The organism is Lacrimispora sp., assembly GCF_036758025.1.
GTDB lineage: Bacteria > Bacillota > Clostridia > Lachnospirales > Lachnospiraceae > Lacrimispora.
This window is the reverse complement of record NZ_DAIOXM010000002.1, coordinates 1-26,973: the sequence shown is the minus strand read 5'-3', so window position 1 is coordinate 26,973 and position 26,973 is coordinate 1. Positions and strand designations below refer to the sequence as shown.

The following is a 26,973-nucleotide window of genomic DNA, read 5'->3' as shown; positions in this document are numbered from 1 at the left end:
ATTAGTGGCAAGACTTGTAGTAGCAAGAAATGCATCTGATGAATCAACTCAAAATTATTAGTACGCTTAATAAAGAGGAGTGTGCATTTGCTGACTTGTAGCGTTATCTTTTTCGCTCTATCTAAGATAAGGATGATTTAGCAAAATCATAGAAAATTTCAGCTTCTAAAATATGAAAAATGATAAACAAGAAGGTCAAAATTCTTATAAAACATATATTATAAGATTTTGGCCTTCTTAAATATTAAAAGATTTTTAGTGACTTTTGTTTCTTGGAAAGTGTTGGTTTATTTTCCAACCTCGTAAAGTTGCGTTATTGGATAGCAAATGTTATACTGTATAAGACATTAGATAAATATTGGTATCTTGATAGCGACTCCGGTTTTATCGCAAGAATAGTGATTGGAGCAATTGCAGTTATATGATTAAGACGAATAATTATGAACAGTATAAGAGAGTAGTGCGTTTTACAGCAGGGTTGATTTTAATGATCATAGAAACCTTGTTTTTTGCCTATGTTTGGATAACGATGTATAATCCTAAAATGGAATGGCCATATATACGTATGGGACATTATTTTATTGCGGCTGTATATGCTTTTGCTCTTTTTGTATTCAGTAATATGTATGGAGCACTGAAACTTGGTTATATGAAAACTTATGAAGCGGTTTATGCACAAACGCTGGCATCAATATGCACCAATGCTTTGATGTATATCCCCATTGTTCTGCTGACTAAACACTTTCAGTCAATAGTACCGCTTCTTTGGATGACGGTTGCTGATTTTTTTGTTATTGCAGTGTGGAGTTTTTTTGCCATAAAGCTGTATCGAAAAATTTACCCTCCCAGGAATGTGCTTTTAGTATATGGAGAGCGTCCGATATCTGTATTTATGGACAAAATTAACGATAGGACAGATCGGTTTGTTATTGGTGAAGCATTGCATATATCAGCAGGAGAAGACGCAATTTGTAAGAAAATAAAAGAATACGAAGGCGTTGTAATTTGTGATATTCCATCGCATATACGTAATTCTATTCTCAAGTTTTGTTATGGGGAATCTATAAGAGTATATGCCACCCCTAAGATATCCGACATTATAATCCGTAGTGCAGAAAATTTGCATTTTTTTGATACACCGTTGATATTAGCGAGAAATGATGGATTAACCTTTGAACAAAGATTCGTAAAACGAATGATGGATTTGCTAATATCAGTTGCTGCTTTGATTTTTTTATCACCTGTCATGATAATAACTGCCTTAGCGATTAAACTATATGACAAAGGGCCGGTATTTTTCTTTCAGGACCGCTGTACCAAAAATGGAAAGGTTTTTTCTATTTGTAAATTTAGAAGCATGATTGTTGATGCAGAAAAAAATGGAGTATCCATTCCAGCTACAGATAGAGACCCCAGAATTACCCCTATAGGCGTGTTTATTCGAAAGTATCGTATTGATGAGCTTCCGCAGTTGTTCAACATTATTACAGGAAATATGAGCCTTGTAGGCCCTAGACCGGAGCGCATTGAGCATGTAAAGCTTTATACAGAGGAAATTCCGGAATTTGGCTACCGAATGAAAATAAAAGGGGGACTGACAGGACTTGCTCAAGTATATGGTAAATATAACACATCTGCATATGATAAGCTGAAACTGGATTTGATGTACATACAAAACTACTCCCTCCTGCAGGATATAGAAATTATATTTAAGACCATTAAAATTTTATTTATAAAAGAAAGTACAGAAGGTTTTTCAGCAGAGGCAGCAACCAGGATCATTTGTGAAACAAATGATTTAATCCCCTCAAATGAAGATAATGATATTAATGAATAGGTTAGAAAAGAGAATATATGAGGATAGCAATTGTCACCAATTCTTCAAGTTATGAGCCTCGTGTTTATATGGCAGCCGATTTCTTTGTGAGGCAGGGGCATCAGGTTTTTATGATTTTATCGGATTTTATTCATAGGGAAAAGATTAAGGGCAGACCTGCAAAAGAAAATGCAGTGTTTATAGATACAATTCCCTACAAGCGTAATATATCATGGAAAAGGCTGTACTCGCATTATGACTTTTCAAAAAAGGTTTATGATTACATACAGAATGAAGATTTTGATCTGCTCTATGTTCTGATACCAGCCAATTCATTGGCAAAGTATGCGGCGTTGTACAAAAGGCATTATAAAAAATTGCTGATCATAGATATTCTTGATTTATGGCCGGAGTCCCTTCCGATTGATTTTTTGAAAAATGTTTGGCCTATCAGTATTTGGTCTGCAATTCGAAATAATAACTTGAAATATGCAGATTTAGTTATAACAGAATGCAATTTATATCAAAAGAAGTTGGAATGTTATTTAAAGCATTCCCAAGTAATAAATGTGTACTGGCCTCGGGAAACAGAGAAAAAGGTTGTTCTGAATGCAAGGGATAATGATGGTCGGATTCATATATGCTATTTGGGATCAATCAATCATATTATTGATATTGATTTTATAATCAAGCTGCTCAGTTGCATTCAAAATCATAAAATGATAGATCTTCATATTATAGGCGATGGAGAAAGTAGAGAAGAGTTACTTAAAAGGTTGGATATGGCAGGTATTAAAACAACTTTTTATGGTTCTGTTTACGGTGAATCTGAAAAAATGAAAATACTCTCTTCCTGCGATTATGGATTAAATATTATGAAGAATTCTGTCTGCGTTGGTGTTACGATGAAGTCTGTGGACTACTTATACGCCGGGTTAAAGCTACTTAACAATATTAAAGGTGATACTTGGCGGTTGATTGAGAATAATGGTGTTGGATATAATTGCAGCTATGAGAATATGAGTATTATTACACAGAAAATTGTACAGGAGACAATAACGGAAGAAGATAAACTTACTGCCCATCAATGTTACCTGCATAACTTTTCCAGAGGTTCTTATATAGATTCAATGGAAAGATGTTTGAAAATGATTGAAAAAATACAGGAGAGATTAGAATGAATATACTGCATGTCTCGCCCTATTATCCTTCTTTGGAAACAAACCATGCAGGTGGAGTATGTATGGGCAAGGAAATAGAAAGTCTTGAAAAAAAAAATAAAGTTTATGTGTTGACATTTGTTGCTTCGGATTACGATAAAAAGCTGGCAGTCTCTGAGGAGAAAGCGCATCGCAGATACGTTGTTATTCATAAATGGAATAGGATTGCACACGTACTTTTAGAACCATTTCTTCCTGCTTATTTTGCAGCCAGGACCTCGTTTCGATATGCAGCCATGCTGATCTATTATTTGAAAAAGTATGATATTGAAGCAGTACACATGGAATATTCCTCCATGGGCCAATATATATGGCTGATCAAAAAAATATTTCCTAATGTAATAATTCATTTGGTAGAACATGATGTTACTATTCAATCTTACGAGAGAAAAAAAGAAAGCAGTAAGGGAATCACACGCTGGTACTATGGGCGGGAATGCAAGAAGATAAGGAAACAGGAAGGGTATTACTGCAGAAAAGCAGATCAAATTCTGACTTTTAATCAAAAGGATTGTCGATTGCTAAAAGAAATTTATAAGGTTCAAAATGTACAGGTGATAAATCCTTATTATGGAATTGATGATATTTATTATGAGATACCAGATAATAAAAGAAAAGCGGAATATGCCAATATATGTTTTTTAGGGCAAATGGGAAGGGAAGAAAACCATCTGGCAGCTCAAAGATTGATAAGGATTGGATATAAAGTTAAAAAGATAATTCCTGAGTTAAACATATATATTATTGGCAACCAACCTTCTGAAGAACTAAAAAAGGAACAAAATGAATTTATTCATATAACAGGATTTGTCGAGGATGTAGATGAGTATTTACAGAAAGCCCAGATAGCAGTATTTCCATTGACATTAGGAGCAGGGATTAAAGTAAAGGTATTAAGAAGTATGGCTCTTGGAATTCCCGTTATTACAGGCAGTGTGGGGGCGGAAGGTATTGATGAGAGTGGAGAGGTAATTCAGCTTACAGAGAGTGATGAGGATTATATCAGTAATATATCAGAACTGGTAAGAAATGAGGAAAGATGTCTGGAATTATCTTATTTAAGCCAGGAATATGTGAGAAGAAACTTTAGCTGGAGAAAAAGCGAGGAAGTTCTGCAGCGCCTATATGAAAGAAAATGAGTTGTGTAAATGATGGAAGAGGCATTCATAGGGATTGTATTAGTTAATTATAATGGTGTAAAAGATACTATAGAGTGTATTGACAGCCTAAAGAAAATGACGTATAGCAATTATAGAATTATAGTAGTTGATAATAATAGCTCAGATAATTCTTTGAAAATATTGCATGAGAAAAAGGAAGAAATCGATTTTGAACTTCTAGAGTTAAATGAGAACAAGGGATTTTCGGCAGGGAACAATGCTGGCATTCGTTTGGCCTTTGAATTAGGAGTCAAATATATTCTCCTTCTCAATAATGATACATTGGTGGAACCTGATTTTCTGAAAAAGCTTATGGTGGCAGAAAAGAATATCCTGGTGAATTCCGTAATGACTAGTACGATTCTTTATGCAGATAATAAAGAAAAGATATGGTATGCAGGTGGTTCTTATGATTTAAAGACTTCAAAGGTATCGCAGTGGGGAATGGGAAAGCAGTGGTTTCCAATGCGGGATAAATGGGTGGAAGTCACATTCATAAGCGGTTGTTGTATGTGCATTCCGGTTTCTATTATCCCCAATATAGGGTTTCTTGATGAAGACTATTTCCTATATGAAGAGGATACGGATTACTGTATTCGCATACGGCAGAAAGGGATAAAACTCTATTACGTGCCGAATGCTGTTATCTATCATAAAGTAAGCAGCAGTACGTCAAAAGCGGAGAAAATGTCAGGTACTACCCAATATTATATGGTAAGAAATAAATATTTTCTTATTAAAAAGTATTATAAAGGCCGCTATAGAATAATCCCTTATATCCATTCTTTTATGATGTATTCTTATTACTGCCTTAGATATGGCATGGAAATGAAGTATATTATGTGGGGGATTTATGACTTTTGGCGGGGAAAGATGCATAAGACAAACAGAAAGCTATAATTTTTGAGGTGATTATGGACATTGGGGTTATTATTGTAACGTATAATAGAATAGAAAAATTGATGGAGACTTTGGAACAGTTTTCCAAGCAGACAAAAAGTCCGTTATATGTAGCGGTGGTCAATAATGCCAGCACTGATCAAACAGAAGTGTTTTTGGAATCCTGGCAAAATGAGCATGAAGGTTTTGAGAAAGTTATATTGAACTTGAGTGAGAATACTGGTGGGAGCGGAGGCTTTTATGAAGGACTTAAAAAGAGCCTGACTCTAGCGGCAGAGTGGGTCTGGGTATCTGACGACGATGCGATGCCGGAGGTTGATGCACTGGAAAATGCCTATAGATACTTGGAGAAGAATATGGAGCATTTGGATAGTATATCTGCTATTTGTGGTCAAGTGATAAATGGTGGAAAAATAGACACAAATCACAGGAAAAATTATATTAGCAGGGGAATTCGTATTTTGGAGCAGCCCATTCCGGAAGAAGAATATTTAAAGGAAGAATTTGAAATAAATGCATTTTCCTATGTGGGGACAATCATCAGCCGTGATAAAATGAAAGAAGTTGGTTTAACTTTAAAAGAGTACTTTATCTGGTGGGATGATACAGAACATAGTCTTCGTTTAAGTAAGGCAGGGCGGATCATATGCGTTCCTGCTATTCGGATTCATCATGATGTTGGCTGGAGTGAATTTGAGGTGAGCTGGAAAACATATTATGGTTTTCGTAACATGATTGATATGTATAAGAGGCACATGCCTGGACCGTGTTTTATATATTTTTCTTTGAAGATCGTTGTAAAAATCATACTTTTTTCAATTTTAAGAAAAAATGTAATGGAGATTACTATACTGAAAAAGGCATTTTTAGATGCTATAAATGGAAGATTCGGATTAAATTTGGTGTACCGTCCGGGTTGGAAATATAATAAAGAAAGCGAGTTTTATGGAAATAAAGGTAAAATCAATAAAGTATAACTTTATAATGAATGTAATTCTGACGCTGTCTTCTCTCGTATTTCCACTTATAACATTTCCATATATTACCAGGGTACTATTGCCAGAAGGTATAGGAAGGATTGCGTTTGCTAATTCTGTAGTCTCGTATTTTTCCATGTTTTCTATGCTGGGGATTCCTATTTATGGAATCAGAGCATGTGCAAAAGTAAGAGATGATAGGGATGAGCTTGCCAGAACTGTGCAGGAAATATGGTTTATAAATGTTGTTATTACAATAATTGTTTGCTTTGTGTTCGTGATAGCAGTTTTGAGGGTTCAAGTGCTGAGACAGGATATGTATTTGATGCTAATCAGTGGGTTATCCATAATTATGAACACATTTGGAATGGAATGGCTGTATAAAGGTATGGAGCGCTATACTTATATCACTATTCGATCTATTCTATTTAAGGCAGCCGGAACTATTTTTATGTTCTTAATGGTACATAAAAGTTCGGATTATTTGATTTATGCTTTTATAGCAGTGCTGGCGAACACAGGGTATGGAATCCTGAACTTTTTTCATGCAAGTTCCTATTTATTTGGAAAAAAAAATAGAAAATATAATTTTAGACGCCATCTTAGGCCAATTATCATCTTTTTTACTATGTCAGTTGCAGTTGTTATTTATACAAACCTTGACATAGTTATGCTTGGGGTTTTGAAAGATTCGGAAGAGGTAGGGTATTATGATATTGCTGTAAAGATAAAAGTGATTTTGGTTAATATAGTGACAGCATTAGGAACTGTTGTTTTACCTAGAGTTTCTTACTATATAGAGAAAAAAAGGTGGGAAGATTTTTATGATATAATATCTAAGGCTTTTGAACTGGTAGCTGTAATTGCTATTCCTCTCACAGTATATTTTACTATTATGGCAAAAAGCAGCATATTAGTTTTAGCTGGAAATGGATATTTATCTGCAGTCCCAGCAATGAAGATGATAATGCCTACCCTTATACTTATCGGCTTTTCCAATCTTCTGGGAATTCAGATATTGATTCCAATGGGAAGAGAAAAGGCGGTTGTTCTCTCCGAAGTAATTGGTGCGATTGTGAATGTAATGATGAATTTAATGATGGTCCCTCAATTTGGAGCACTAGGAGCTGCCATCGGAACTTTGTTAGCAGAGGGGGTGGTGCTGTTTGTACAATACAGGTATCTAAAGGATATAGTTAAACTTGCTTATAGGAATATTAAGATAAAGAAAATTTTTATAGGACTGTTTGTAGGAATAGCGGCATTGAATATGATGAGAGAATTACAAATTTCCCGACCATTTATAGAATTATTAACGACAGCATCTGTTTTTTTTATTTCTTATGGGGGAGCCCTAATTCTTTTAAGGGAGCCCTTGATGATTATGGTGCTGGACACATTTACTAAGAGAATTAGAAAATAGGAGGCTTAGTATGGAGACTGTTAAATCCATTTACCTTAGAAATATATATGAAGAAATAATGAAGAGAAAAACGTTTTTTTTGATTTTTGTGTTGATATTTACTGCCCTCTTTGCTGTCGTTGGTTATAAAAATGGGATAAATGCAAATCAGAATTCCGAGGAGCAACAGAAAAGTGTACAGGCTTATCAGAAAAATATCACTGATTATGAAGATACTATATCTGAGATGAATAAAAGCTTGATTTTAGCTCAAGAGCAAATTGATCAATTGCAAAGTTATGTAGATAAGTCTATTTATATGCATTTGGATTCCCAGAATATTCGTGCGGCATCAGCCCAATTCGCTGTACTGAACAGCGGAAATGCGGGGAACGTATTAACCTCACTTTCGTATTATGTCAATGAGGGAGGCCTGTTGGAGGAGTTATCCGATAAGTACGGCAGTGAGCATATTCAATATCTAAAAGAGGTAATTATGAGCTCAATCGGAGGTAATATATTAAATATTACGGTTTATCATTATGATGCAGAGCAGGCTCAAAAGCTTCTGGAGTTAATTGAAAATGGTATTAATAAGCAAGCAACCCAAATTGCAAAGGTACAAGGTGATTTTACAATTCAGAAGATAAGTTCTTCTAATTATTTGAAAGCAGATATCGCTGTTTCCAATACTCAAAATAGTCATTTAAATAATTTGAAAAATTTCTTATCTAATAAAGTTGACCTGGAAAATAAGCGCATTGCCCAAGAAAATGGTAAGAACTCTTATATTGAAAAAAATGCATCAAAGATGGCAGCAATAATACAGGTGAATCCATTAAAAATGGGAATAAAATTTGCTGCAGTGGGTTCAGTCTTTGGATTTTTGCTTCTTTGGTTATACCATTCAATGAGATATATTTTAGGAGATAAATTGAAATCAAAAGAAGATTTAATCAGCTCTAATCTTTTGGTTATTGGCAATTATAATGTGAAAAAAGGGCACCTGCCGGCTTTGGACAAGAGCATCATGGATATACAGCTATGGGTAGAACAGTATCAAATGGCTAAGATTTTTATTAATGTCTTAAGTGAGGATGAAATAGCAAAAAGTGTTGTTAAGGATTATATTGAGGAGATAGATCAGATCAATTTGCCTTTAAATGTAGGATATCATGTAAGCAATGATGTAGAAGAATTGAGGAGTATGATCTCTGCGAAATACTGTATTATGATTGTGCAGGTGGGAAAAACGTCGTATTCGGATATAAATGAGCAGATTGCTACGTGTAAGAAGTTTGGATTGAAAGTCCTTGGATATGTAGTTGTAGACTGATGTAATGGGGAGATGATAATGGAATTTAAAGTAAAAGTTTTAAAGCGATATTTTGATATGCTTTATTCAAGAGAAGGTCTTTTTTTTACTGGATTTATCATTTTTCTTGGAAGGTCCATGTGGGAAACAACTATGTTGCCTCTTAGTGGCTATATCAGTCAGACATGTTTACTGCTTTCAATATTGTTTATTGGATTAAGAATTATTTTTTTTGATGGATATTCCGTTAAGGCCTATTTACTTTTAATCGGTGGAGTAGCAGGAACCATTTTGATATATTTGAATAGTGGATATCTAAATCCTTTTTTGTGGCTTTTAGTTCTTCTGGGAAGTAAAGATATTTCATTTGAAAAGATTCTTAAAATCTATCTTTTAATTACAGTATCGATTATGATGTTTTCTATGTGTGCAGCTCTTTTAGGAATCATAGAAAATTTGATTTATGAAACTGAAGGGCGTGGAAGGCGGATTGCTTTTGGCAGTGTATATGTAACAGATTTTGCTTCTCACATTTTTTATATGATTTTAACTTATTGCTATCTAAAAGCTGAGCAATTAAAAACATATCATTTTGTTGGTATTATTGCCATAATGTCTATTGTTTACTATTTTTGTAAAACACGCTTAGATTGCGCAAGCATGTTCTTGACTATTGTTGTTTTTGGTACTAATCAATGGTTACGGCAGTCTCAGTATGATGGGAAGAGACTGGTTAGAAAGTGGCAAAAGTTTTGGCGCTTTTTTGGAGTAGTAAGTATGCCTTTAATGACTGCCATTTCTTTTGCAATGACTGTATTTTATAAGGAAAATAATAAGTTTTTAAATTTAGTTGATAAGATAATAACGAATCGATTACGTTTTGGAAAAGAAGGATTGGACATGTACCCTATTAAATTATTGGGACAGCCAGTTGATATGGTAGGAGCGGGAGGAACAACCCAAAAGATAACGGATTATTTTTTTATCGATAGTTCTTATGTACATGTACTTCTTAGATATGGGGCAATGTTTATGATAGCATTATTACTGATTTACGTTTTATGTTGTTATAAAAATAATAATGATATATATTTTCTTTTTGTTATTGCTTTAATTGCTTTAAATTGTATAATTGCACATCATATTTTAGATACAGCTTATAATCCATTTGCTAGCGCTTTTTTAGCTTATAATGTGAGGCGAGATCCAAAGTGTTATCTAAGGAAGTTGGTATAATTCTATACGGATTTTTAAGCATATTAAGTGAAAAAGTTTCATAATATTTAATTTTCAAATGATATAAAAGATGAAAGTAACTATTTCCTTAATTTAATCTTAAGCAGTTGAGATTTGATTATATTAATGCTAGTATAATTATAGTATTGAAGGCATGGAAAAAATTAAAACTTGATTGTATTTTTTAATAAAAGATATAAATTGTAAATAATCAAGAGAAGTATGCAAATGTTCAAATTTAAGATATGTGTTAAAGGAGTATTAGTTGTTTAAAGGGGGACTAATGTTAGTATCTCCGATTAAGTGTAATAATAATTATTTAGAAAGAGGGCGAGAATTGTGTATCAAAAGAGAAAAGCAATGGAGAAGTTTTTTGTCCTAATGGTTGATATTCTTGCTATATGGATTAGCATTGGTATAGCATTTGGTATTAGATATGGAATTATTTATGGAAGGTATAATCATACTGATCAATTATGGCAAATTATACTTATTAGTCTATTGTATAGTTTTATTAGTCTTCTCTTTGATTTTAATCGCCATTTTTTCAGAAGGAGATATTTTGATGAGTTCGTAGCTGTAATCCGAAATCAAACACTATTCTCTATATTATGGGTTCTTATTTTGTTTTTAGTGCACCGAACTAGTGATTTATCTCGATTGGTTTTTGGGTATTTTATTTTGATAAATACAATTTTAACATTCGGTTTGAGAACGATATTTAAGCAATTTATGATAAAGATCTATAAAACTAGCAAGTATAGTAGTCGGTTACTAATAGTAACAACATCCTATCAGATTAAGACGATAATGGAAACTTTGATGGGATATAATGAATGGAATCATATCTTGGTTGGAATTGCTTTAATAGATAAGTCACAAATAGGAGAAGTTATCTGTGACTTACCTATTGTAGCAGATCGCAGTTCCCTTCTTGACTATGTAGTTCATCATAATGTTGATGAGGTGTTTATAAATGACAACGATATTATGCAAGATCCAGTTTTACTTAATTGGATTTCAGAGCTTGTGGATATGGGAGTTATTGTAGACTTAAATATTGAAATTTTTAATATTTCCTCAAATGGAATAAAAACACTGAATCGTGTTGGAAAATATGCAGTAGTTACATTTGCAAGAAATATTTTTTCTACAAGGCAAATAGTGGCAAAGAGGGCACTGGATATTTTGGGAAGTTTGATTGGAATGATAATATTGGGTATAGCAACCATTTTTGTGGCTCCTGCTATTAAGTTAGACTCCTCTGGCCCAGTTTTCTTTGGGCAGACTCGAATCGGTAAAAATGGTAGAAAATTTACTTTTTATAAATTCCGTTCCATGTATCAAGATGCGGAACAAAGAAAAAAGGAACTAATGAAGAAAAATGAAATAAAAGGCCTTATGTTCAAAATGGAGGATGATCCAAGAATCACAAAGGTTGGTAAATTTCTACGTAATAGCAGTATAGATGAACTCCCCCAGTTTTGGAATGTTTTACGGGGAGATATGAGTTTGGTTGGAACTAGACCTCCGACGGTTGATGAGTTTGAACGCTATGAGGCAAAACATAAATGTCGTTTAAGTATGACTCCAGGTCTTACCGGTTTATGGCAGATTAGTGGACGAAGTAATATTAAGGATTTTGATGAAGTTGTAAAATTGGATATGCAGTATATCGATAACTGGTCAATTTTAAAAGATATTAAAATCCTAATTTTAACCGTTTGGGTTGTTTTTATGGGAAAAGGATCCAGGTGACATTTGATCTTTGGACTGTTACGTGGTAAAATCAATTAATTACAGTTAAAAAGGGGAATTATATGGAAAGCAATACATATGAGCAGGAGATTGACTTAAAGGATTTGATATTTTTTATTTGTAGAAAATGGCGTACTATTTTATTAGTGGCATTTATATTCACTATCTTGTTGGGAGGATATAAAGCTGGCAAGATGCTCATCAATCAAAGAAATGAAGAACTTATACTAAATTTAAAGGAAGAGTACGAAGATAATTTAGAAAAGTATTATCAGGAAAAAGATGGATACCAGCGTGATATTGAAAGCCTCACTGCAAGTATAACATATCAAGAGATATATAAAGAGAATTCTTTGCTTTTAAAGATAGACCCTTATCATAAGGGGGTCGCAACGATAGATATCTTTGTTAAAATGCCAGAAGATATCCGGACGGAAGGAATGACAGTGACAACTGTGGACCCTGCTGATGGAATAGTAAGGGCATATTCTTCTGCTATTAAGAAAGGAACTTTTCTTGAAGGTTTGTCAAAGCAGAAGGCAATTGATTTGATTTATTTAAATGAACTAATTACTGTTAAGGAAGATTACAATAGTAATATGGTTAGTATAAGTATCGCTTCTATAGAGGAAGCGGAAGCGGAAGAAATATTGAATAAAATCTTAGATAGCATGGAATCTATATCTGCCCCAATTCAGGAAAAACTTGGGCAACATAGCATTGCAATTATGAATGAGGATATACACTCTGTTACAGACTCTGCTTTGGTAGATTATCAAAAGCAGAAGATAAAGAGTCTGACTGATACGAATAAAAGCTTGAAAGATGCTGAAAGTGCGCTAAAAGATTTGAAAAAGCCAGAACAGCCAGTTGTTTTATCTAGAAGCTCCATATTGAAGGAAGGAGTAAAGTATGGTATTTTAGGAGGGGGAGTAGGAGCATTTTTAATAGCCTTTGGAGCATTTTTAATTTTCCTGATGGATGGAAAATTAAAAATAGATAGTGATTTAAAAAAAAGATTTGGCATAAAGATTTTAGGAAGTTTTACAGAAGTGAAGAAGAAAAAAGCATTTTTAGGTATTGATTTGTGGTTAGACCGATTAGAGGGAAAAGACGATATGTCGGATGACCTTGTCTATGATATGATTGCTGTAAATATTAAAAACTTTATAAATGAGGGAAGATCTGTATTTCTGACAGGAACAGTAGAGGAAGAAGTTTTACGGAAAATAGCGAAGCAACTGAAGGATAGGCTTCCTCAATTAAGTATAGAATATGGTTCTTACATAGCTGAAAATATAATGACTCTGCAACAACTTCCCCAATATGATGAAGTTGTTTTGGTTGAAACTAGGAATAAATCACAATATAGAATTATTGAAAAGGAAATTGAAATGGTCGTAAATCTCAAAAAGGATATTATAGGTTATATTATTCTTAATTCTGATGAAAGTTGTATAATGAGTTAGAAAAGCAGTCTTTGGAATATTAACGATATATCATGAGCGGGTTTAATACGAATAACAAGCTATATGAGTACGGAGACTCCTGAAAGATCATATTTTCTTATGTGGTAAAGTGTGAAAAAGTCTGGAGATATAGCCAACTCGAGATATGTGGTGGAGAAGGTGTACCAACAGCGGATAGAGTAACTGTCCGCTGATTGTTGTTTATAATAAAATCTAATTAGTGGTGAGGGAATAATGAGTATAAATGTTGAAAAAAATATTGGGGATATATTGGGCTTATGTATAATCACTCCTAGTATAATTGAAGATAATAGAGGCTTCTTTATGGAGACATTTAATGAAAGAGATTTGCGTGCGAAAGGGTTGAATATGAAATTTATTCAGGATAACCAAGTTTTTAATTATCAGGGTGTTTTACGTGGGCTTCATGTAAACATTAATTCGCCACAAGGAAAACTAGTAAGAGTAATCAGAGGTAAGATTTTTGATGTAGTTGTTGATTTGAGAAGAGATAGCATCACATATATGAAGTGGTTTTCAGTTGAATTATCAAGTGATAATAGAAAGCAATTATATATTCCTGAAGGTTTTGCTCATGGATATTATGTCTTGTCTAATCAAGCTGAGGTATTATTCAAAGCTACATCACATTGGATTCCTAATGATGAAGTTGGTATTTCTTGGAACTCCAAGGAGTTAGGTATTGAGTGGCCGATAATAAATGGTTCTAGATTGATTTTAAATGAAAAAGATTCCAATAATAAAACCTTTTCGGAAGTGTGGGAGGGTAAATAAAATGAATGTTCTTTATACTTGTGATAATAATTACATATGGATTATGGGAATTTCTTTGATTTCATTATATGAGAATAATAGAGATATAGAGGTGCTTTCGGTTTTTCTATTAGGTGATAATATATCAGAAGAAAATAAAAAGGTTCTACATAATATTGCTTATTCTTATCAAAGAGAAACTTTCATTATCGATGTACCTAAGTTAGAAATTCCTGAAGCGTTAGTATCAAAGAGATGGCCTATTAGTGCTTTTACAAGGCTGTTTTCAGCAGATTTACTACCTAATTCTATTGATAAAGTTTTGTATTTAGATTGTGATACTATTGTTAATAGTAGTTTATATCAGCTACAGGATATTGATATGGGATTGAACTGTTTTTATGGTGTAAAAGATTGTATAGGCTATGCATATAAGAAAAACATAGGTATTCCAGGTGATTCAACATATTTTAATGCAGGAGTACTTTTAATTAACTTGGATAAGTTAAGAGATATTAATATATCAAAATATTTGGAGACATACCTAAATAAGTATACGCATTTTATAACTTATGCAGATCAAGATTTATTAAATGGTGCTTTTAATGGATTGATAGGAATATTAAATGCAGAATATGATGTGATGACTATTACTGCTACAAATTGCTATGAAGAGCTATTGACATTAAGAAGACCTACAAATTATTATACGAAGAGTGAATTAGATTATGCAATTAAGAACCCTAAAATAATACATTATACAACTAATATGTTAGTTATTAGACCGTGGTATAATAATACGAATCATCCTTTTGCATTAAACTTTAAAAGATATTTAGAAATTAGTCCATGGAAAGATAAGAAACTACAAGATTATAATTTTAAAACGAAAGAAGCAAAGATTATAAAGATTATAAATTTACTACCTGAATCTTTTGCTATTCAAGTTTTAGGGCTAATTCATTCTGAGTTAAAACCCCGATTTACTAAGGTTAAAGCGTATTTAAAAAAATATTTAATTAAGGAGTAAGGTAGTTAAAATGGTTACGGTTATAATTCCGGTTTATAATCAAAAAAAGTATATTCAAAGATGCTTAGATAGTGTTATTAGTCAAACATTTAATGATCTGGAGATCTTAATTATTGATGATGGATCTTCAGATGGATCAGAGATAATTTGTGATAAATATGCGAGAAAAGATTGCCGTATAAGAGTTATACATAAAATGAATGGCGGATTATCATCAGCTCGTAATGCTGGGTTAGACATTTGCAGGGGTGAATATATTTCCTTCTTAGATAGTGACGACTATCTTGCTCTGGATTATATTGAACAATCCTTAAGATTGTGCAAGCAATATAGTGCAGAGATTACTATTATGAATATGGTTTATATATCAGAAAATGAAAATGAAGAACAGAGGAACAATATTTCAGAAACAGTTAGTATTTTTACAGCAGAGCAAGCTATTGAAAATTCATTATATCAAACAAAATTTAGTTGTTGTGCACCAGGGAAGCTATATAAGAATAATGTTTTGAAAAATATTAGGTTTCCTTTAGATAAGCTTTCAGAGGATCTGGCCGTCTGTCATGAAATACTAGATAACGCATCGAAGATTGTTTATTCGAATATGAATGGATATTATTACAGGCAACAAAAAGCCAGTATTATGCATGTCTTTAACTCTAGAAGGTTGGATGCATTACAATGGACAGATAAAATAGAAGAATTTTGCAAACATAAATATCCCAATATTATAATTGCATCAAAATGTAGAACTTTTAATGTTGCAGTACATCTATTACTTGATATTCCCGACACGGATGAGATGAAGCATATATACTTAGAAAAAATATGGTATGAAATTAAGAGAACAAGATTGGATGTATTAAAATGTAAAAAAGCTAGACTTAGGGAGAAAGCAGCAGCTATTCTTTCTTATGGCGGAGAAAAATTATTGAAATTAGTTTGGAATAGTAAGTTTGCAATAAAGCAGAGTTAAAGAGTTTGATTTTGTGGAGGTGATATATATTATTATATATGTTGTTATGACCCTGACTATTTTAGCAGCGAATGTTTTTTGTAAAATAAAAGTTTCTTATGGCTGTTCAAGAAAGATTGAAGGGAATAAGCTGTATTTATTTTTTGCATTAATATTATTTTCTGTAATTATGGCCTTTAGATCAAATACTGTTGGTGTAGACACTGCACCTTATTCACGCATATATGGTATTATTGTAAATGCTAAATCAATTAATGAAGCAATAAAAAATGCTCCACTTTCGGCGCCTATATATGTTTTAATATGTTGGTTTTTAGGTAAAATTTCTAAAGATCCTCAATACATGATTATTGTTTCTTCCCTCTTTGTAAACTTAGGTTTAATTATATATATAAAAAGAACTTCTTGTGATGTTTGCTTATCCGCATTTTGTTGGATTGGTTTGACGTTATTTTACTGCAGTATGAATGGTAATCGACAATGTATGGCATTAGTATTGGTTTTAAATGCTTTAGTTTATTTTACAAAAAATATTAAAGAAATTAAAGGTTGGTTTTTAATTATTTTAGCTGTGGGTATTCATTCAACTTGTTTAATTATAGTTATTGCTATTATGGGAATTCAATTAGCAAATATTTTGCGAGAAAATCGATTGATTTTCATGATTACATTTATTGGAAGCATTATCATATCGCTGCTGTTTAAAGGAATGGTTCAAATGTTTATTCATTTATTTCCAAGGTACGCCATATATAGTGACGGTACATCACCATATTCAATTTTTGGGAATAGTGGAGGTGGTAGAATTGCAATTCTGTATCTTTTTTTATTTTGTATTTGTATGTTATGGATATATAAAAATAAAAAAAGTAGTATTGTAAATTCTCCGATTTATAGCAAGTTATTTCCTGCTTTGATTTTTGGTACAGTGTTCGGTGTTTTTAATTGCAGGAATGAGTTAATTAATAGAATGCTGTGGTTTTATATTTCAATATTTACTAGTTTTATCCCTGATGCAATAAAGGGATATTCGAAATATACAAGGATTTTTTTAAAATTTGGTATTATTTTTGTTTTATTTATTTATAGTATGTTATCATTACTGGAAAATCAAAATGGAGTTGTCCCGTATTCCTTTATGAATATAAATGGGGGATAAAAGTTAGTTATGAAAATAATAACAAAGTTTATCGAGAGAGTGCAGCAAAAGGGTTCGTATTATATGGGGCGTATGAATTTTTGTAAAAGTCGTGCATGGAAATATATCGATTTATTGAACAATCAAGATTTACATAGAATTCCAGAGGAGTTGGCAAAAACAATAAGTAGGGGTGTGGCTGCAAATAATTGTTTTTTTGCTGGAGGAAAAAGTAGATTTAGTACAGATTCTTCATTTTTAGAAATTAACGTTCTTTATAAAAAAAGAGTCAACTTAAAGCATATGTCGCATCAAGCTTCGAGTGGAATTGATATATATATCAGTGATGGTATGAAAAATATTTGGTATGGTTGTATTGCACCTGAAAATAATATACAGATGTCTGTTAAGGCAGAAGTACCACTAAAAGATGGAGAGAAATTAGTGACTTTATATTTCCCGCCATTTGCAGAAATAGATAGGATATTTGTAGGAATAGACAATCAATATAATGTTTGGTTTCCTGAAGTTATAGGAAAGGAAAGGATTGTTGTGTATGGTTCGAGTATAACTCAAGGTTGTGCTGCGTCTCGACCAGCACTATCGTATGTAAATATTCTAGAACGTAAAACAGGTATGAAGGTTTTTAATTTTGGGTTTTCAGAATCTGCAAAGGGAGAGCAAAACTTGATTGAATATATTTCAAACTTAAATGCAGATATTTTTGTAGTAGAATACGATCATAATGCATCTGTTGAAGAATTACATAATTCACATTACAAAGTTTACCAAACTATACGTAATCAAAATAAGCAATCATTGATTATTTTGATGAGCCGTTTTTCGGGTGGAATTTCAATAAGCTCTGATGAGGAAAAGGAAAGAATAAAGATAATTGAGAATACTTATCTGCAGGCTTTGTCATTAGGTGATTCTAATGTTGAATTTGTTAAAGGTAATGTTTTGGAAAAAAATCACAAAGATTTATTTTTTACCGATGATCGCCATCCAAATGATTATGGTATGTTATTAATAGCTAATAGGATACATCAGGTGATAGAGAAAAGAGGATTTTAAATGAAGGAACAGTTGAAAAATATATTGAAAAAAATGATTCCTAATGAATTGATTCAATATATGAGGATGGGAAAAGATATTATATATTATTCAGGGTTAATCAAAAAAATTGAAATGGATCCCGAAAGATATGATTATCTTCTTGGAACACCAATACATACTAATTTAGGAGATCATTTGATAACCTTATCTGAAAGATATTTTTTAAATAATATAAGCTATACAAAAGAAATAATTGAAATTCCTATAGAAGTGTTTCAAGTTTATAAATTAAGATTAAGCCAGGCAATTCCAGTAAATTCAACAATCTTTATTAATGGAGGTGGTTGGATGGGAAATTTATGGCCTAAAGAAGAATTAATAATTCAAGAAATGGTTAAGACTTTCATAAACAACAAGATCATAATTTTTCCTCAAACTATTTTTTATGATAGTAATAAGGCACTGTACGAAGAATTGATTATTTCTGGAAAACAAATTTTTGAAAATTGTACTAAGCTTTTGCTTTGTGTTAGAGATCAACAATCTTACGATTTTGCAAAAAAACATTATAATAATATTAAAATTGTATTGGTACCTGATATGGCATTAATATACTTTGATGAAATGATTAATATAAGAAGTTTGGAAAGAAAGCCCATAGTCAAGTTTTGTTTAAGATCTGACCGGGAGCTATGCCGTGATGAGTTGTTTGATAAAAAAATAAGAGAATTGATAATTAAACAGGGTTATCAAATTGGTGAGATAGACACGATGGCTAAACGGAGAGTTAGCGGTGATGAGAGAGAGAAAATTGTTAAGCAGCGATTAAGAGAATTTTCTTCTTGCCAAATGGTTGTTACAGATAGACTTCATGGAATGATTTTTTCTTACCTAGCAGGAACCCCCTGTATTGTTATGGATAACAAGACTAAAAAGGTATTTGGTGTTTATAATACTTGGTTAAAGAATTGCAAAGATATCTTACCTTTATATGATGGCATTGAATTATCAGAAGTCATTTCTTTCATTAATAGAAGACAAGTAAATGAATTAGCTGGAGTTAGTTATAATTCCTATTTTGAGCGGCTAAAGGAGGACATTATTGATGACCAAGATTAAGAGACTAGTATTAGGAATGCTCCCTAATCAAAAATGCAATTTAAAATGTGAGTATTGCTATATTTCGCAAGTGGAGGCTTGGGATGAGCCAACACCATTACAGTATTCCCCAGAGTATATTGCAAAATGTTTGTCAAAGGAAAGGCTTGGGGGTGTTTCTCTCATAAATTTGACCGGTAATGGTGAGACAATGCTTCAGCCAGATATTGACAGCCTAATTAAGGCTTTATTGGAGGAAGGACATTTTGTTGAAGTTGTAACAAATGGAACTATAACTAAGGCAATAAATGCGGTGCTTCAATTGCCTCCCGATTTATTGAGTCGGTTATTTTTTAAAATATCTTTTCACTACAAGGAATTATTAAGGCTTAATATTCTAGATAAATTTTTTGCTAATGTTAGAGCAATTCATGAAGCAGGGGCATCTTTTACTTTAGAGTTATTGGCTCATGATGAACTTGAGGAAGATATTGAAACAATAAAAAAGGCATGCATTGAACATGTTGGTGCAGTATGTCATGCAACCATTGGAAGGAATGACCTGAGAAAAGATAAAGCATTGTTATCGAAATATGATATTGAGGAGTTCCGCAACATATGGAAGCCCTTGAATTCTGATATGACGGAATTTAAGCTAGATGTTATTGGAGTAAAAAGAAAGGAATTTTGCTATGCTGGTTCTTGGAGTCTATTTGTAAACATGTATACTGGAGAATCGCAGCCGTGCTATTGGCAGCCATATAATCAGAATTTATTTAAAGATCCAAGTAAGCCGATTAAGTTTATTCCTGTTGGACATACATGCACTCAACCATATTGTACAAATGCACATTCTCATATGACATGGGGGATTATCCCTAAATTAAAAACACCGAATTATTCTCGTATGAGGAATCGAGAATGTAGTAATGGTGAAGAGTGGTTAACGCCAGAATGTAAGGCTTTTTTTAATACTAAATTAGTAGAGTCAAATCAAGAATTAAATTTGCTTCAGAAAGCTATTCATAATATAATGTATCCTTTTAGGTTTGTTAAGTGGTTTTTAAGGGACTACAAAAATAATATTATACGTGTAAAAAATTACCTACGAAGAATAGGAAAATAAATTAATGATAGAGAATAAATATGGTAGGTTAGTAGTAGATATGGCGGTATTTACAATCGGAACTGTGTTAACAAAGTTAGTGCAATTCCTTCTATTGCCTCTTTACACTACTTATATGACTACTGAGACCTATGGAGTTGCGGAATTAACAAATAATATGTCAGAGTTACTATTCCCAATAGTAACTCTATGTATATATGAAGCGGCATTTCGATATGCAGTAGGTTCAAAACACTCAAAAGAAGAAATAATATCGGCAAGTATTAAAGTGTTATTTTTGTCTGCACTAGCTGGAGCAGTTTTAGCAGTGTGTGCAAAACATATAATTGGGTATGAGTATGCTTTTTATCTTTACTTTATTCTTTTCGCATATTCATTTAGAATGCTTATTGCATACTATGTGAGGGGAAAAGGCTTGAGTAAATTATTTGCTGTTAGTGGAATAATAAATGCGATATTTCTAGCTATATTTAGTATTGTTTTTTTAATATTGTTAAAATGGGGAGTTAAGGGATATTTACTTGCTATTGCTTTTTCATATTTGTTTTCTATGTTATTTTTGTTTTTTGGAGCTTGCATATATAAAGAGGTAAGAGTTGTATCTTCTAATAAAGGAGTGACAAAAGAGCTACTTAATTATAGCATGCCATTAATATTTTATAATATTGGTTACTGGCTTACTACGATGTCCGGGCGTTATATATTATTGTGGAATACTAATTCTTCGACGGCGGGGGTATATGCTGCTGTAATTAAAATGGCTGCTGTAATTAATATGCTACAACAAGCATTTTATGCAGCTTTTCAATTAAATACTTCAAGAGAATATGAGAGTGATGATAAGGAACAATACTTTACAAATATATTTAAATTATATGCAGCTTGTATTCTAATCTTTGGTTCGATAATATTATGTTTATCGCCTATCCTGGCCAAACTCACTTTAAAGAATGAATTTTATTCTGCAAAGGTATATTTGCCATTAATTTTATTTGTTGCAATTATTGACTGTCTTTTTTGCTTTTTTAAAACAATGTATACTACATATAAATTAACTAAAAGAGCCGTTCCTAGTATGATTATCGGTACTGTTGTAAATATTATAATATGTTTTGCCACAGTTACTAGTTTTGGCATATGGGGTATATGTATAGCAAGTCTTTTTTGTTATGTTTCACAAGCTATTTATAGGATATTTGATGTTAGAAAGTTTGTTACTATACATTGTAATTGGATAGTAATAATTCCTTGTGTTTTATTGCTTGTTATACAGGTCTTATGTTTAACAACGTATAGTTTGCCTGGCTTACTGGTATCATGTTTGATTACCATTATAGTAGTATTGTATAATTTGATCTTTTATAAAAAAGAATTGTTACAGATTATGAAAAGGTTATCTTTGAAAAATAAATAGTTTGAGAAAAATTATAGGGGTGATTTAGAGAGAGGGTATTGCTATTATCATGAGTAATCAAAGATGAAATCTGTTGCCTGCTTGAGAGATGAAAATAGCCCTATTATTTTCAGAAAAACACCTATTTAATTGGATATCTTAATAGAATAGTTGATATCAACGGGAAAGCTATTTCAAAAATTAGTATGAAGGATTTATATTCTAAAGTTGTTGACTTTTCTTCCAATTTTGTCGGCAAAGCCATTTTTACAGGAATAACACTATTCATAGCATGCATATTCTATCAACTGGGATATTCATTCTTATATGGTTATTATTTTGGTGGGAATGAAAGTGAAATTGTACCGATAAATATAATGATTAATCAAATCCCCCTTGATATTAAATATATAGCTGTTTTAGGTTGATAGTGTCAAGATTTTTTTGCAAATTGCATTTCGGCCGTTAGGCAGCCGATAGTCAACCGGCTATGATATCAGACTGGCTCTGGAGATCCAATTCTTTCAGATGCTCCATATTCATGTACCGCTTAGTACCCCATTGGGTTCCAGCTACGGTAAGCGTCAAATATATCAGTGTATATTTTTTAACTTTTAATTGTGAGATAATGTCTCTAATTCTAAAAGTCTTAAGGAACTTAAGTACCTTAAGGGATTGGAGATTTATCTATGGATCACTTAACCGTAGCAACTGATTCCCAGAAACTCGGCCTTTGGATTGAACGGATTGGGGAATGCAGGGCAAGCAATCAGAAAGTATCTGATTGGTGCACCGCTCATGATGTCAGTATAAAGTCCTATTATTACTGGCTTCGCAAGATCAAGCGCGAAGCGTTTGATGCAATTCCTGCTGAAAGAAAACCTAAAGTTCCAACTGTTGCTTCCCAGCCCTCTATGTTTGCTGAAGTTCCGCACACAACTGCCAATTTCAGCTCATCAACCGCTGTCATCATCAGACTTGGAAATACAACTCTGGAAATACAGAATGGTGCGGACCAGGAAACAATCGAAAATACCCTTCGTACCATCAGGCATCTATGTTAGGCGATATTTCAAAGGCAGAACATATCTACCTTGCCTGCGGTTATACGGATATGCGCAAATCCATTGATGGCCTATCCGCCATTGTACAGCAAAACTTCAGACTTGATCCTTTTTCCAACAGCCTGTTTTTGTTTTGTGGACGCAAATGTAACCGCATCAAAGCTCTCTTCTGGGAAGGTGATGGCTTTGTCTTACTTTATAAGAGGCTTGAGGATGGAACGTTCCAGTGGCCAAGGACACAGGCTGAAGTACGGCTGATTTCAGCACAGGAGTTTCGGTGGCTCATGGAAGGACTGTCCATTAACCAGCCCAAAGCAGTGAAGAAATCTCAGCCGGAAAGGATTATATAAAAGTCCTCCAAATGCCGTATTTACTGGATTTTACCGCATTTTTATGGTATAATTATGACAGTTAAAAAGCAAAGGGACTGTCGTCAAATGGAGCATAACAATCAGATTAAAAATCTCGAAAACCGCATTGCTGAATTGGAAAAAGAGAACCTTCTTCTTCATGAAAAGGTTGCTTTTCTGACTAGAAAACTTTATGGCAGGACTACGGAGCAGACATCATCTCTCGGACTTGAGGGACAGATGTCTCTTTTTGATGAAGCAGAAGTCTCTGCAGATCCTAAGTATACGGTAAACCATGAGTACGGCCTTAAATGATGACCGCCAATCGGCGGTCTGGTTTACGCTTTTGTTTTTATTTTACAGATTTCAGGGATCTGATTCGACCAAGGAAGTAGATCCTTTAGGAAATCCTGACTGGTATCTTCTTGGTGTTCCATTAACTCTGTCAGTAGAAACTCCAGATAACGGAACGGGTTTAGATTGTTTGCCTTTGCTGTTTCAGTAAGGCTGTATACGATGGCACTGGCTTTGGCTCCATCAATCGTATCGATCAGGCGCCATGTATGTTTGTGAACACAGAATGTGCGAAGCGCTGCTTCTGTTGCATTGTTATCCAGTGGTAAGTCGCCATCATTTAAGAACTCTTTCAGGTTTTTCTCATGATTGATGCAATAGTTTATGCCTTCGAGAGTTTTACTCTTTGAAAGACTGTTTTTTTGCTGGACGTCTTTCGCCCACACAAAGAAGGCCTCTACCAGCGGCTTTACGGTGAGTTGCCTTTCTTGTTTTCTCTGGTCAGGCGATAACTCTGATAATTCATTATCCAGATGATATATGGCTGCGATCTTCTTTAATGCCTGATATGCGATCGTATCCTTTGTACTTTCCCGTTTATCCTTGGGAATTGCTTTGACCGCTTCGGTAAAACGACGCCTGCCATGGGCCCAGCATCCAGCAAATGTAATATCCGGATTTTTTCGATCCAAGGAATCATACGCTGCGTATGCATCCGTCACCAGGGTTCCATGAAAGTTCTTTAAGAACTCTCTTGGATGTTCCGTCTTTCGAGTCTTTTGATACTCGTAAAGAATGATTGGTGTCTCTTTATAGCATTTGCCGGTGCGGTACACCCACATGAAACTCTTGCTGTTTGCAGGACGCCCATCCTTTGTCACAAACACTGGAGTCTCATCGGCCTGAAGGATACGAAATGTAAGTAGTTCTTTCTGCAGATAATCAAACATGATTCCCAGGTACCGCTCCGCACACTGGATGACCCAGTTTGCAAGAACCTGTTTGGATATATGAATATCGTTCCGTAAATACTCTTTATTGATACGGTCTAACGGCATGCCGTTGACGTATTTTGCGTTATAAATGCTTGCAACAAGTGATGGGGTTGCAATGCTGTTGCGCAGAAGACTCTTTGGACGGTCAGCTTTTACAATTGTTTGATTGTCCCTGCCTGCATAAACTGCCACATGATGTTCCTCGACCGTATAAACAGCTGGCTCAACCCTGACTCTTTTGTATACTTCGTCAGGTAATCGTTTCCAGCCATTGGCACCAAAGATTTCTGTCAGTTTTTCTTCCGATAGTACATGTGGGATTTCCACAACAGGAAGACCTTCTAAATCTTTTTCCCGTTTGCCAGTCTGTTTTTTCTTCTTTGGAGGAAGTACATCTTCCCCGGCCGGCTCAACAACATAAAGTGTTTCAGTAAGGGCCTCAGCTTCATTGAAAATAAAATCCAGATTCAGCTGTCCGTCAATTACCTCTAGTTTTTCAGAGGAGCGGCCAAAACGCTGGTTGTTTGCAGCTGCGATCTGCTCAATGAGGCGCTCCATGTTCTGGTTCAATTGTTCCAATTGATCCTGCATGGATAAAATGATGATCTTCATAGAGTCTGCACTTAAGTGATTCAATTCATCAACCGTATATTTTTTCGCCATTTTGCCGCTCCTTTTCTGTCATCTATTATACGATAAATGCAGATAAAAAGCGAACACAAACACATGTTGCAATGGGCATTTTGACGGTGTATAACTCCTTTTAAAATGGCTGGTTTTCTTAGTTTTTCAAACCTTTATCCACTTGAATTAGTTTTTCTGGTTTTTGGGATAGAACTAATTCACTTTACTAGCTGACACTGGTGGATAACTGCTTTTATCATAGGATTCTTGCAGAATTTCATTTTTTTATTTTCTGCGAAATGCACAAAACTAAAGCAGTTCTGTGCGGTGTACCTCTTTGATTGGCTTCTTGGCAATGATTTCGATCCCTTCCATTAGCCGCTGGTATTGCTCCTGAGAAATTAAAAGTGCTTCCTCTGAAGTTCTGGGCCAATTGAAACCACCAATTTCAAGCCGCTTATAAAGTAAGAGGAAACCATCACCTTCCCAAAGAAGTCCCTTCACCCGGTCTGTTCTTTTTCCGCAAAAGAGAAATAAGATATTCTTCTGAAACGGATCAAGATTAAAATTGTATTTCACAATGGATGCCAACCCATCAATTCCACGGCGTAAGTCAGTATAGCCGGTGGCAAGATATATTTTTTGAAATCCAGATGCATCATTGAACATAGGATAATGCTAAAAGCAACCGATGAAGAAATTCATCCGATGCAGAGTCTGCGATTTCAATTGTACATCCGTTTACATGGATTTGAGCCGAAACATTTGTAGACTTGGGTTCTTTAACTTTTGACAATGAAGGTACTTCGACGAAACTCGTTGAAAGTTCCACCGGCGCAGCACTGACTTGTTCTGCATATATTTCTTCACGCACCCTGCGCTGCCAATAATAAAACTGCTTTTCATCAATCTGGTTTTGTAAGCACCATTGTTTCTTGGATAAACCGCTTGATAAGCATTCCTGGATGAGCTTGGTCCAATTGGTCAGCCTGACCTCGTGTGTGATCTTGTCCATTTGATAAATCTCCTTTGATCTTTGGAGGTATTATCTCATGGCTGCAACTAACTTGCACGGTACTAGCTATTTACCGTATACGATCCTAAGGCTGCAGAACCAGATTTAAAAGACGTTGCCTCCTACCGCCGCCGGAAGCATAAAGGGCAAAAGGAAGAACTGTTAAAGGATCTCCCTCATGAAAAGAAACTTTGTACTCTTGCAGAAGAGGACCGCTTCTGCGAGACCTGTGGCACTCCCCTTGTATCGGTTGGGGAAGAATTCGTCCGCACAGAGATTGAATTTATTCCTGCCAAAGTACGCGTCATTGATTATTACCGTGAGACCTTTGAATGCAGAAAGTGCCGTAAGGAAGGAAAAGAATATATGGAGAAGTCTCCAATGCCTTATCCAGTTATCCAGCACTCTTATGCCTCCCCTGGAGCGGTTGCGTGGGTCATTCATCAAAAGTATGAACTGGCTGTTCCTTTATACCGTCAGGAAAAGGAATGGGGAAACCTGGGGGTAGCCTTAAGCCGTGCAACGATGTCAAACTGGATCCTTACCAGTTACCGGAACTGGCTTTCCCCGGTGGTTGGGCTTCTTCATAAAAAACTGTTAGAGCAGCAATACCTTCATATCGATGAAACTCCCGTACAGGTCATGAATGAACCGGACCGGAAGAATACAACGGATTCTTATATGTGGGTATACTGCTCCATCAAAGACGCTGGGCAGCCAGTCCACCAGTTCGTTTATCAGCCAGGGCGGAGCGGAACATATCCCCAGAAATATTTAAAGGGAT

23 protein-coding genes and 2 pseudogenes are annotated in these 26,973 nt (G+C 34.1%); 22 read left to right on the top strand and 3 right to left on the bottom strand.

Translation table 11 applies throughout. The features are described from left to right. Positions 1-421: 421 nt before the first annotated feature. The 21 genes and pseudogenes from V7M78_RS02470 to V7M78_RS02370 form a co-directional block, all read left to right on the top strand. Positions 422-1,837, top strand: a complete 1,416-nt coding sequence (locus V7M78_RS02470; protein WP_333646099.1) for a sugar transferase — start codon at positions 422-424, stop codon at positions 1,835-1,837. A gap of 17 nt (positions 1,838-1,854) precedes the next feature. Continuing rightward, on the top strand, positions 1,855-2,997 hold the full coding sequence (locus V7M78_RS02465) for a hypothetical protein (RefSeq protein WP_333646097.1): 1,143 nt from the start codon (positions 1,855-1,857) through the stop codon (positions 2,995-2,997). Next, the gene (locus tag V7M78_RS02460) at positions 2,994-4,175 is read left to right on the top strand and encodes a glycosyltransferase family 4 protein (RefSeq protein ID WP_333646095.1); all 1,182 of its coding nucleotides are present in this window, start codon (positions 2,994-2,996) and stop codon (positions 4,173-4,175) included. The genes V7M78_RS02465 and V7M78_RS02460 overlap by 4 nt, the downstream gene beginning before the upstream one ends. Positions 4,176-4,184: 9 nt before the next feature. Further along, a complete protein-coding gene (locus V7M78_RS02455) occupies positions 4,185-5,096 on the top strand; it encodes a glycosyltransferase family 2 protein (RefSeq protein WP_333646093.1) in 912 nt (303 codons plus the stop codon). A 14-nt stretch (positions 5,097-5,110) separates the two neighbouring features. Further along, complete coding sequence (locus tag V7M78_RS02450) at positions 5,111-6,073, top strand: glycosyltransferase (protein WP_333646091.1); 963 nt, start codon at positions 5,111-5,113, stop codon at positions 6,071-6,073. Next, the gene (locus tag V7M78_RS02445) at positions 6,042-7,496 is read left to right on the top strand and encodes a flippase (protein ID WP_333646089.1); all 1,455 of its coding nucleotides are present in this window, start codon (positions 6,042-6,044) and stop codon (positions 7,494-7,496) included. Before V7M78_RS02450 ends, V7M78_RS02445 begins: the two co-directional genes overlap by 32 nt. Before the next feature lie 10 nt (positions 7,497-7,506). Further along, the gene (locus V7M78_RS02440; protein WP_333646087.1) at positions 7,507-8,811 is read left to right on the top strand and encodes a hypothetical protein; all 1,305 of its coding nucleotides are present in this window, start codon (positions 7,507-7,509) and stop codon (positions 8,809-8,811) included. 18 nt (positions 8,812-8,829) lie between these two features. Then, positions 8,830-10,026: a hypothetical protein gene (locus V7M78_RS02435; protein WP_333646085.1), complete on the top strand. Its 1,197-nt coding sequence runs from the start codon at positions 8,830-8,832 to the stop codon at positions 10,024-10,026. A gap of 339 nt (positions 10,027-10,365) precedes the next feature. Beyond that, the gene (locus tag V7M78_RS02430; RefSeq protein ID WP_333646083.1) at positions 10,366-11,784 is read left to right on the top strand and encodes a sugar transferase; all 1,419 of its coding nucleotides are present in this window, start codon (positions 10,366-10,368) and stop codon (positions 11,782-11,784) included. A gap of 62 nt (positions 11,785-11,846) precedes the next feature. Next, complete coding sequence (locus V7M78_RS02425) at positions 11,847-13,253, top strand: hypothetical protein (RefSeq protein WP_333646081.1); 1,407 nt, start codon at positions 11,847-11,849, stop codon at positions 13,251-13,253. 234 nt (positions 13,254-13,487) lie between these two features. Further along, positions 13,488-14,048, top strand: coding sequence for a dTDP-4-dehydrorhamnose 3,5-epimerase (gene rfbC / locus V7M78_RS02420; protein WP_333646079.1), 561 nt, complete (start codon positions 13,488-13,490; stop codon positions 14,046-14,048). Between the two features lies 1 nt (position 14,049). Then, entirely contained in the window at positions 14,050-15,057 is a 1,008-nt protein-coding gene (locus V7M78_RS02415) for a glycosyltransferase family 8 protein (RefSeq protein ID WP_333646077.1), read from the top strand. Positions 15,058-15,067: 10 nt separating this feature from the next. Next, positions 15,068-16,033 carry a glycosyltransferase family 2 protein gene (locus V7M78_RS02410; protein ID WP_333646075.1) on the top strand — a complete coding sequence of 322 codons (966 nt, stop codon included), beginning with the start codon at positions 15,068-15,070 and terminating at the stop codon, positions 16,031-16,033. Between the two features lie 13 nt (positions 16,034-16,046). Beyond that, entirely contained in the window at positions 16,047-17,192 is a 1,146-nt protein-coding gene (locus V7M78_RS02405; protein WP_333646073.1) for an EpsG family protein, read from the top strand. A gap of 9 nt (positions 17,193-17,201) precedes the next feature. After that, a complete protein-coding gene (locus V7M78_RS02400) occupies positions 17,202-18,248 on the top strand; it encodes an SGNH/GDSL hydrolase family protein (RefSeq protein WP_333646071.1) in 1,047 nt (348 codons plus the stop codon). Further along, on the top strand, positions 18,249-19,349 hold the full coding sequence (locus tag V7M78_RS02395; protein WP_333646069.1) for a polysaccharide pyruvyl transferase family protein: 1,101 nt from the start codon (positions 18,249-18,251) through the stop codon (positions 19,347-19,349). Continuing rightward, the gene (locus V7M78_RS02390; protein ID WP_333646067.1) at positions 19,336-20,454 is read left to right on the top strand and encodes a radical SAM protein; all 1,119 of its coding nucleotides are present in this window, start codon (positions 19,336-19,338) and stop codon (positions 20,452-20,454) included. The genes V7M78_RS02395 and V7M78_RS02390 overlap by 14 nt, the downstream gene beginning before the upstream one ends. Before the next feature lie 4 nt (positions 20,455-20,458). Continuing rightward, complete coding sequence (locus V7M78_RS02385; RefSeq protein ID WP_333646065.1) at positions 20,459-21,868, top strand: lipopolysaccharide biosynthesis protein; 1,410 nt, start codon at positions 20,459-20,461, stop codon at positions 21,866-21,868. 668 nt (positions 21,869-22,536) lie between these two features. After that, on the top strand, positions 22,537-22,911 hold the full coding sequence (tnpA, locus tag V7M78_RS02380; RefSeq protein ID WP_158418560.1) for an IS66 family insertion sequence element accessory protein TnpA: 375 nt from the start codon (positions 22,537-22,539) through the stop codon (positions 22,909-22,911). Beyond that, the gene (gene tnpB, locus V7M78_RS02375; RefSeq protein WP_333646059.1) at positions 22,905-23,261 is read left to right on the top strand and encodes an IS66 family insertion sequence element accessory protein TnpB; all 357 of its coding nucleotides are present in this window, start codon (positions 22,905-22,907) and stop codon (positions 23,259-23,261) included. The genes tnpA (V7M78_RS02380) and tnpB (V7M78_RS02375) overlap by 7 nt, the downstream gene beginning before the upstream one ends. Before the next feature lie 87 nt (positions 23,262-23,348). Then, positions 23,349-23,543, top strand: a pseudogene (locus V7M78_RS02370) (IS66 family transposase); the annotation flags it as partial. A 56-nt stretch (positions 23,544-23,599) separates the two neighbouring features. Here the strand turns inward: V7M78_RS02370 and tnpC are convergent. The 3 genes from tnpC to tnpA (V7M78_RS02355) form a co-directional block, all read right to left on the bottom strand. Further along, positions 23,600-25,213 (bottom strand): IS66 family transposase, encoded by a 1,614-nt coding sequence (gene tnpC / locus V7M78_RS02365; RefSeq protein WP_333646057.1) that lies wholly within the window; start codon positions 25,211-25,213, stop codon positions 23,600-23,602. Between the two features lie 270 nt (positions 25,214-25,483). After that, positions 25,484-25,843, bottom strand: coding sequence for an IS66 family insertion sequence element accessory protein TnpB (tnpB, locus tag V7M78_RS02360; protein ID WP_333646055.1), 360 nt, complete (start codon positions 25,841-25,843; stop codon positions 25,484-25,486). Beyond that, on the bottom strand, positions 25,833-26,189 hold the full coding sequence (tnpA, locus tag V7M78_RS02355) for an IS66 family insertion sequence element accessory protein TnpA (RefSeq protein ID WP_333646053.1): 357 nt from the start codon (positions 26,187-26,189) through the stop codon (positions 25,833-25,835). Before tnpA (V7M78_RS02355) ends, tnpB (V7M78_RS02360) begins: the two co-directional genes overlap by 11 nt. 81 nt (positions 26,190-26,270) lie before the next feature. Here tnpA (V7M78_RS02355) and V7M78_RS02350 point away from each other — a divergent pair. Continuing rightward, positions 26,271-26,973, top strand: a pseudogene (locus V7M78_RS02350) (IS66 family transposase); the annotation flags it as partial.

Bases quoted from the DNA above. Each gene is read 5' to 3' on its own strand.
- rfbC (WP_333646079.1), top strand. From the start codon at position 13,488: ATGAGTATAAATGTTGAAAAAAATATTGGGGATATATTGGGCTTATGT.
- tnpA (WP_158418560.1), top strand. From the start codon at position 22,537: ATGGATCACTTAACCGTAGCAACTGATTCCCAGAAACTCGGCCTTTGG.
- V7M78_RS02395 (WP_333646069.1), top strand. From the start codon at position 18,249: ATGAAGGAACAGTTGAAAAATATATTGAAAAAAATGATTCCTAATGAA.
- V7M78_RS02470 (WP_333646099.1), top strand. From the start codon at position 422: ATGATTAAGACGAATAATTATGAACAGTATAAGAGAGTAGTGCGTTTT.
- V7M78_RS02415 (WP_333646077.1), top strand. From the start codon at position 14,050: ATGAATGTTCTTTATACTTGTGATAATAATTACATATGGATTATGGGA.
- tnpA (WP_333646053.1), bottom strand. From the start codon at position 26,189: ATGGACAAGATCACACACGAGGTCAGGCTGACCAATTGGACCAAGCTC.
- V7M78_RS02390 (WP_333646067.1), top strand. From the start codon at position 19,336: ATGACCAAGATTAAGAGACTAGTATTAGGAATGCTCCCTAATCAAAAA.
- V7M78_RS02445 (WP_333646089.1), top strand. From the start codon at position 6,042: ATGGAAATAAAGGTAAAATCAATAAAGTATAACTTTATAATGAATGTA.
- V7M78_RS02425 (WP_333646081.1), top strand. From the start codon at position 11,847: ATGGAAAGCAATACATATGAGCAGGAGATTGACTTAAAGGATTTGATA.
- V7M78_RS02385 (WP_333646065.1), top strand. From the start codon at position 20,459: ATGATAGAGAATAAATATGGTAGGTTAGTAGTAGATATGGCGGTATTT.
- V7M78_RS02410 (WP_333646075.1), top strand. From the start codon at position 15,068: ATGGTTACGGTTATAATTCCGGTTTATAATCAAAAAAAGTATATTCAA.
- tnpC (WP_333646057.1), bottom strand. From the start codon at position 25,213: ATGGCGAAAAAATATACGGTTGATGAATTGAATCACTTAAGTGCAGAC.
- V7M78_RS02455 (WP_333646093.1), top strand. From the start codon at position 4,185: ATGATGGAAGAGGCATTCATAGGGATTGTATTAGTTAATTATAATGGT.
- V7M78_RS02440 (WP_333646087.1), top strand. From the start codon at position 7,507: ATGGAGACTGTTAAATCCATTTACCTTAGAAATATATATGAAGAAATA.
- V7M78_RS02435 (WP_333646085.1), top strand. From the start codon at position 8,830: ATGGAATTTAAAGTAAAAGTTTTAAAGCGATATTTTGATATGCTTTAT.
- tnpB (WP_333646059.1), top strand. From the start codon at position 22,905: ATGTTAGGCGATATTTCAAAGGCAGAACATATCTACCTTGCCTGCGGT.
- V7M78_RS02460 (WP_333646095.1), top strand. From the start codon at position 2,994: ATGAATATACTGCATGTCTCGCCCTATTATCCTTCTTTGGAAACAAAC.
- V7M78_RS02400 (WP_333646071.1), top strand. From the start codon at position 17,202: ATGAAAATAATAACAAAGTTTATCGAGAGAGTGCAGCAAAAGGGTTCG.
- tnpB (WP_333646055.1), bottom strand. From the start codon at position 25,843: ATGTTCAATGATGCATCTGGATTTCAAAAAATATATCTTGCCACCGGC.
- V7M78_RS02465 (WP_333646097.1), top strand. From the start codon at position 1,855: ATGAGGATAGCAATTGTCACCAATTCTTCAAGTTATGAGCCTCGTGTT.
- V7M78_RS02450 (WP_333646091.1), top strand. From the start codon at position 5,111: ATGGACATTGGGGTTATTATTGTAACGTATAATAGAATAGAAAAATTG.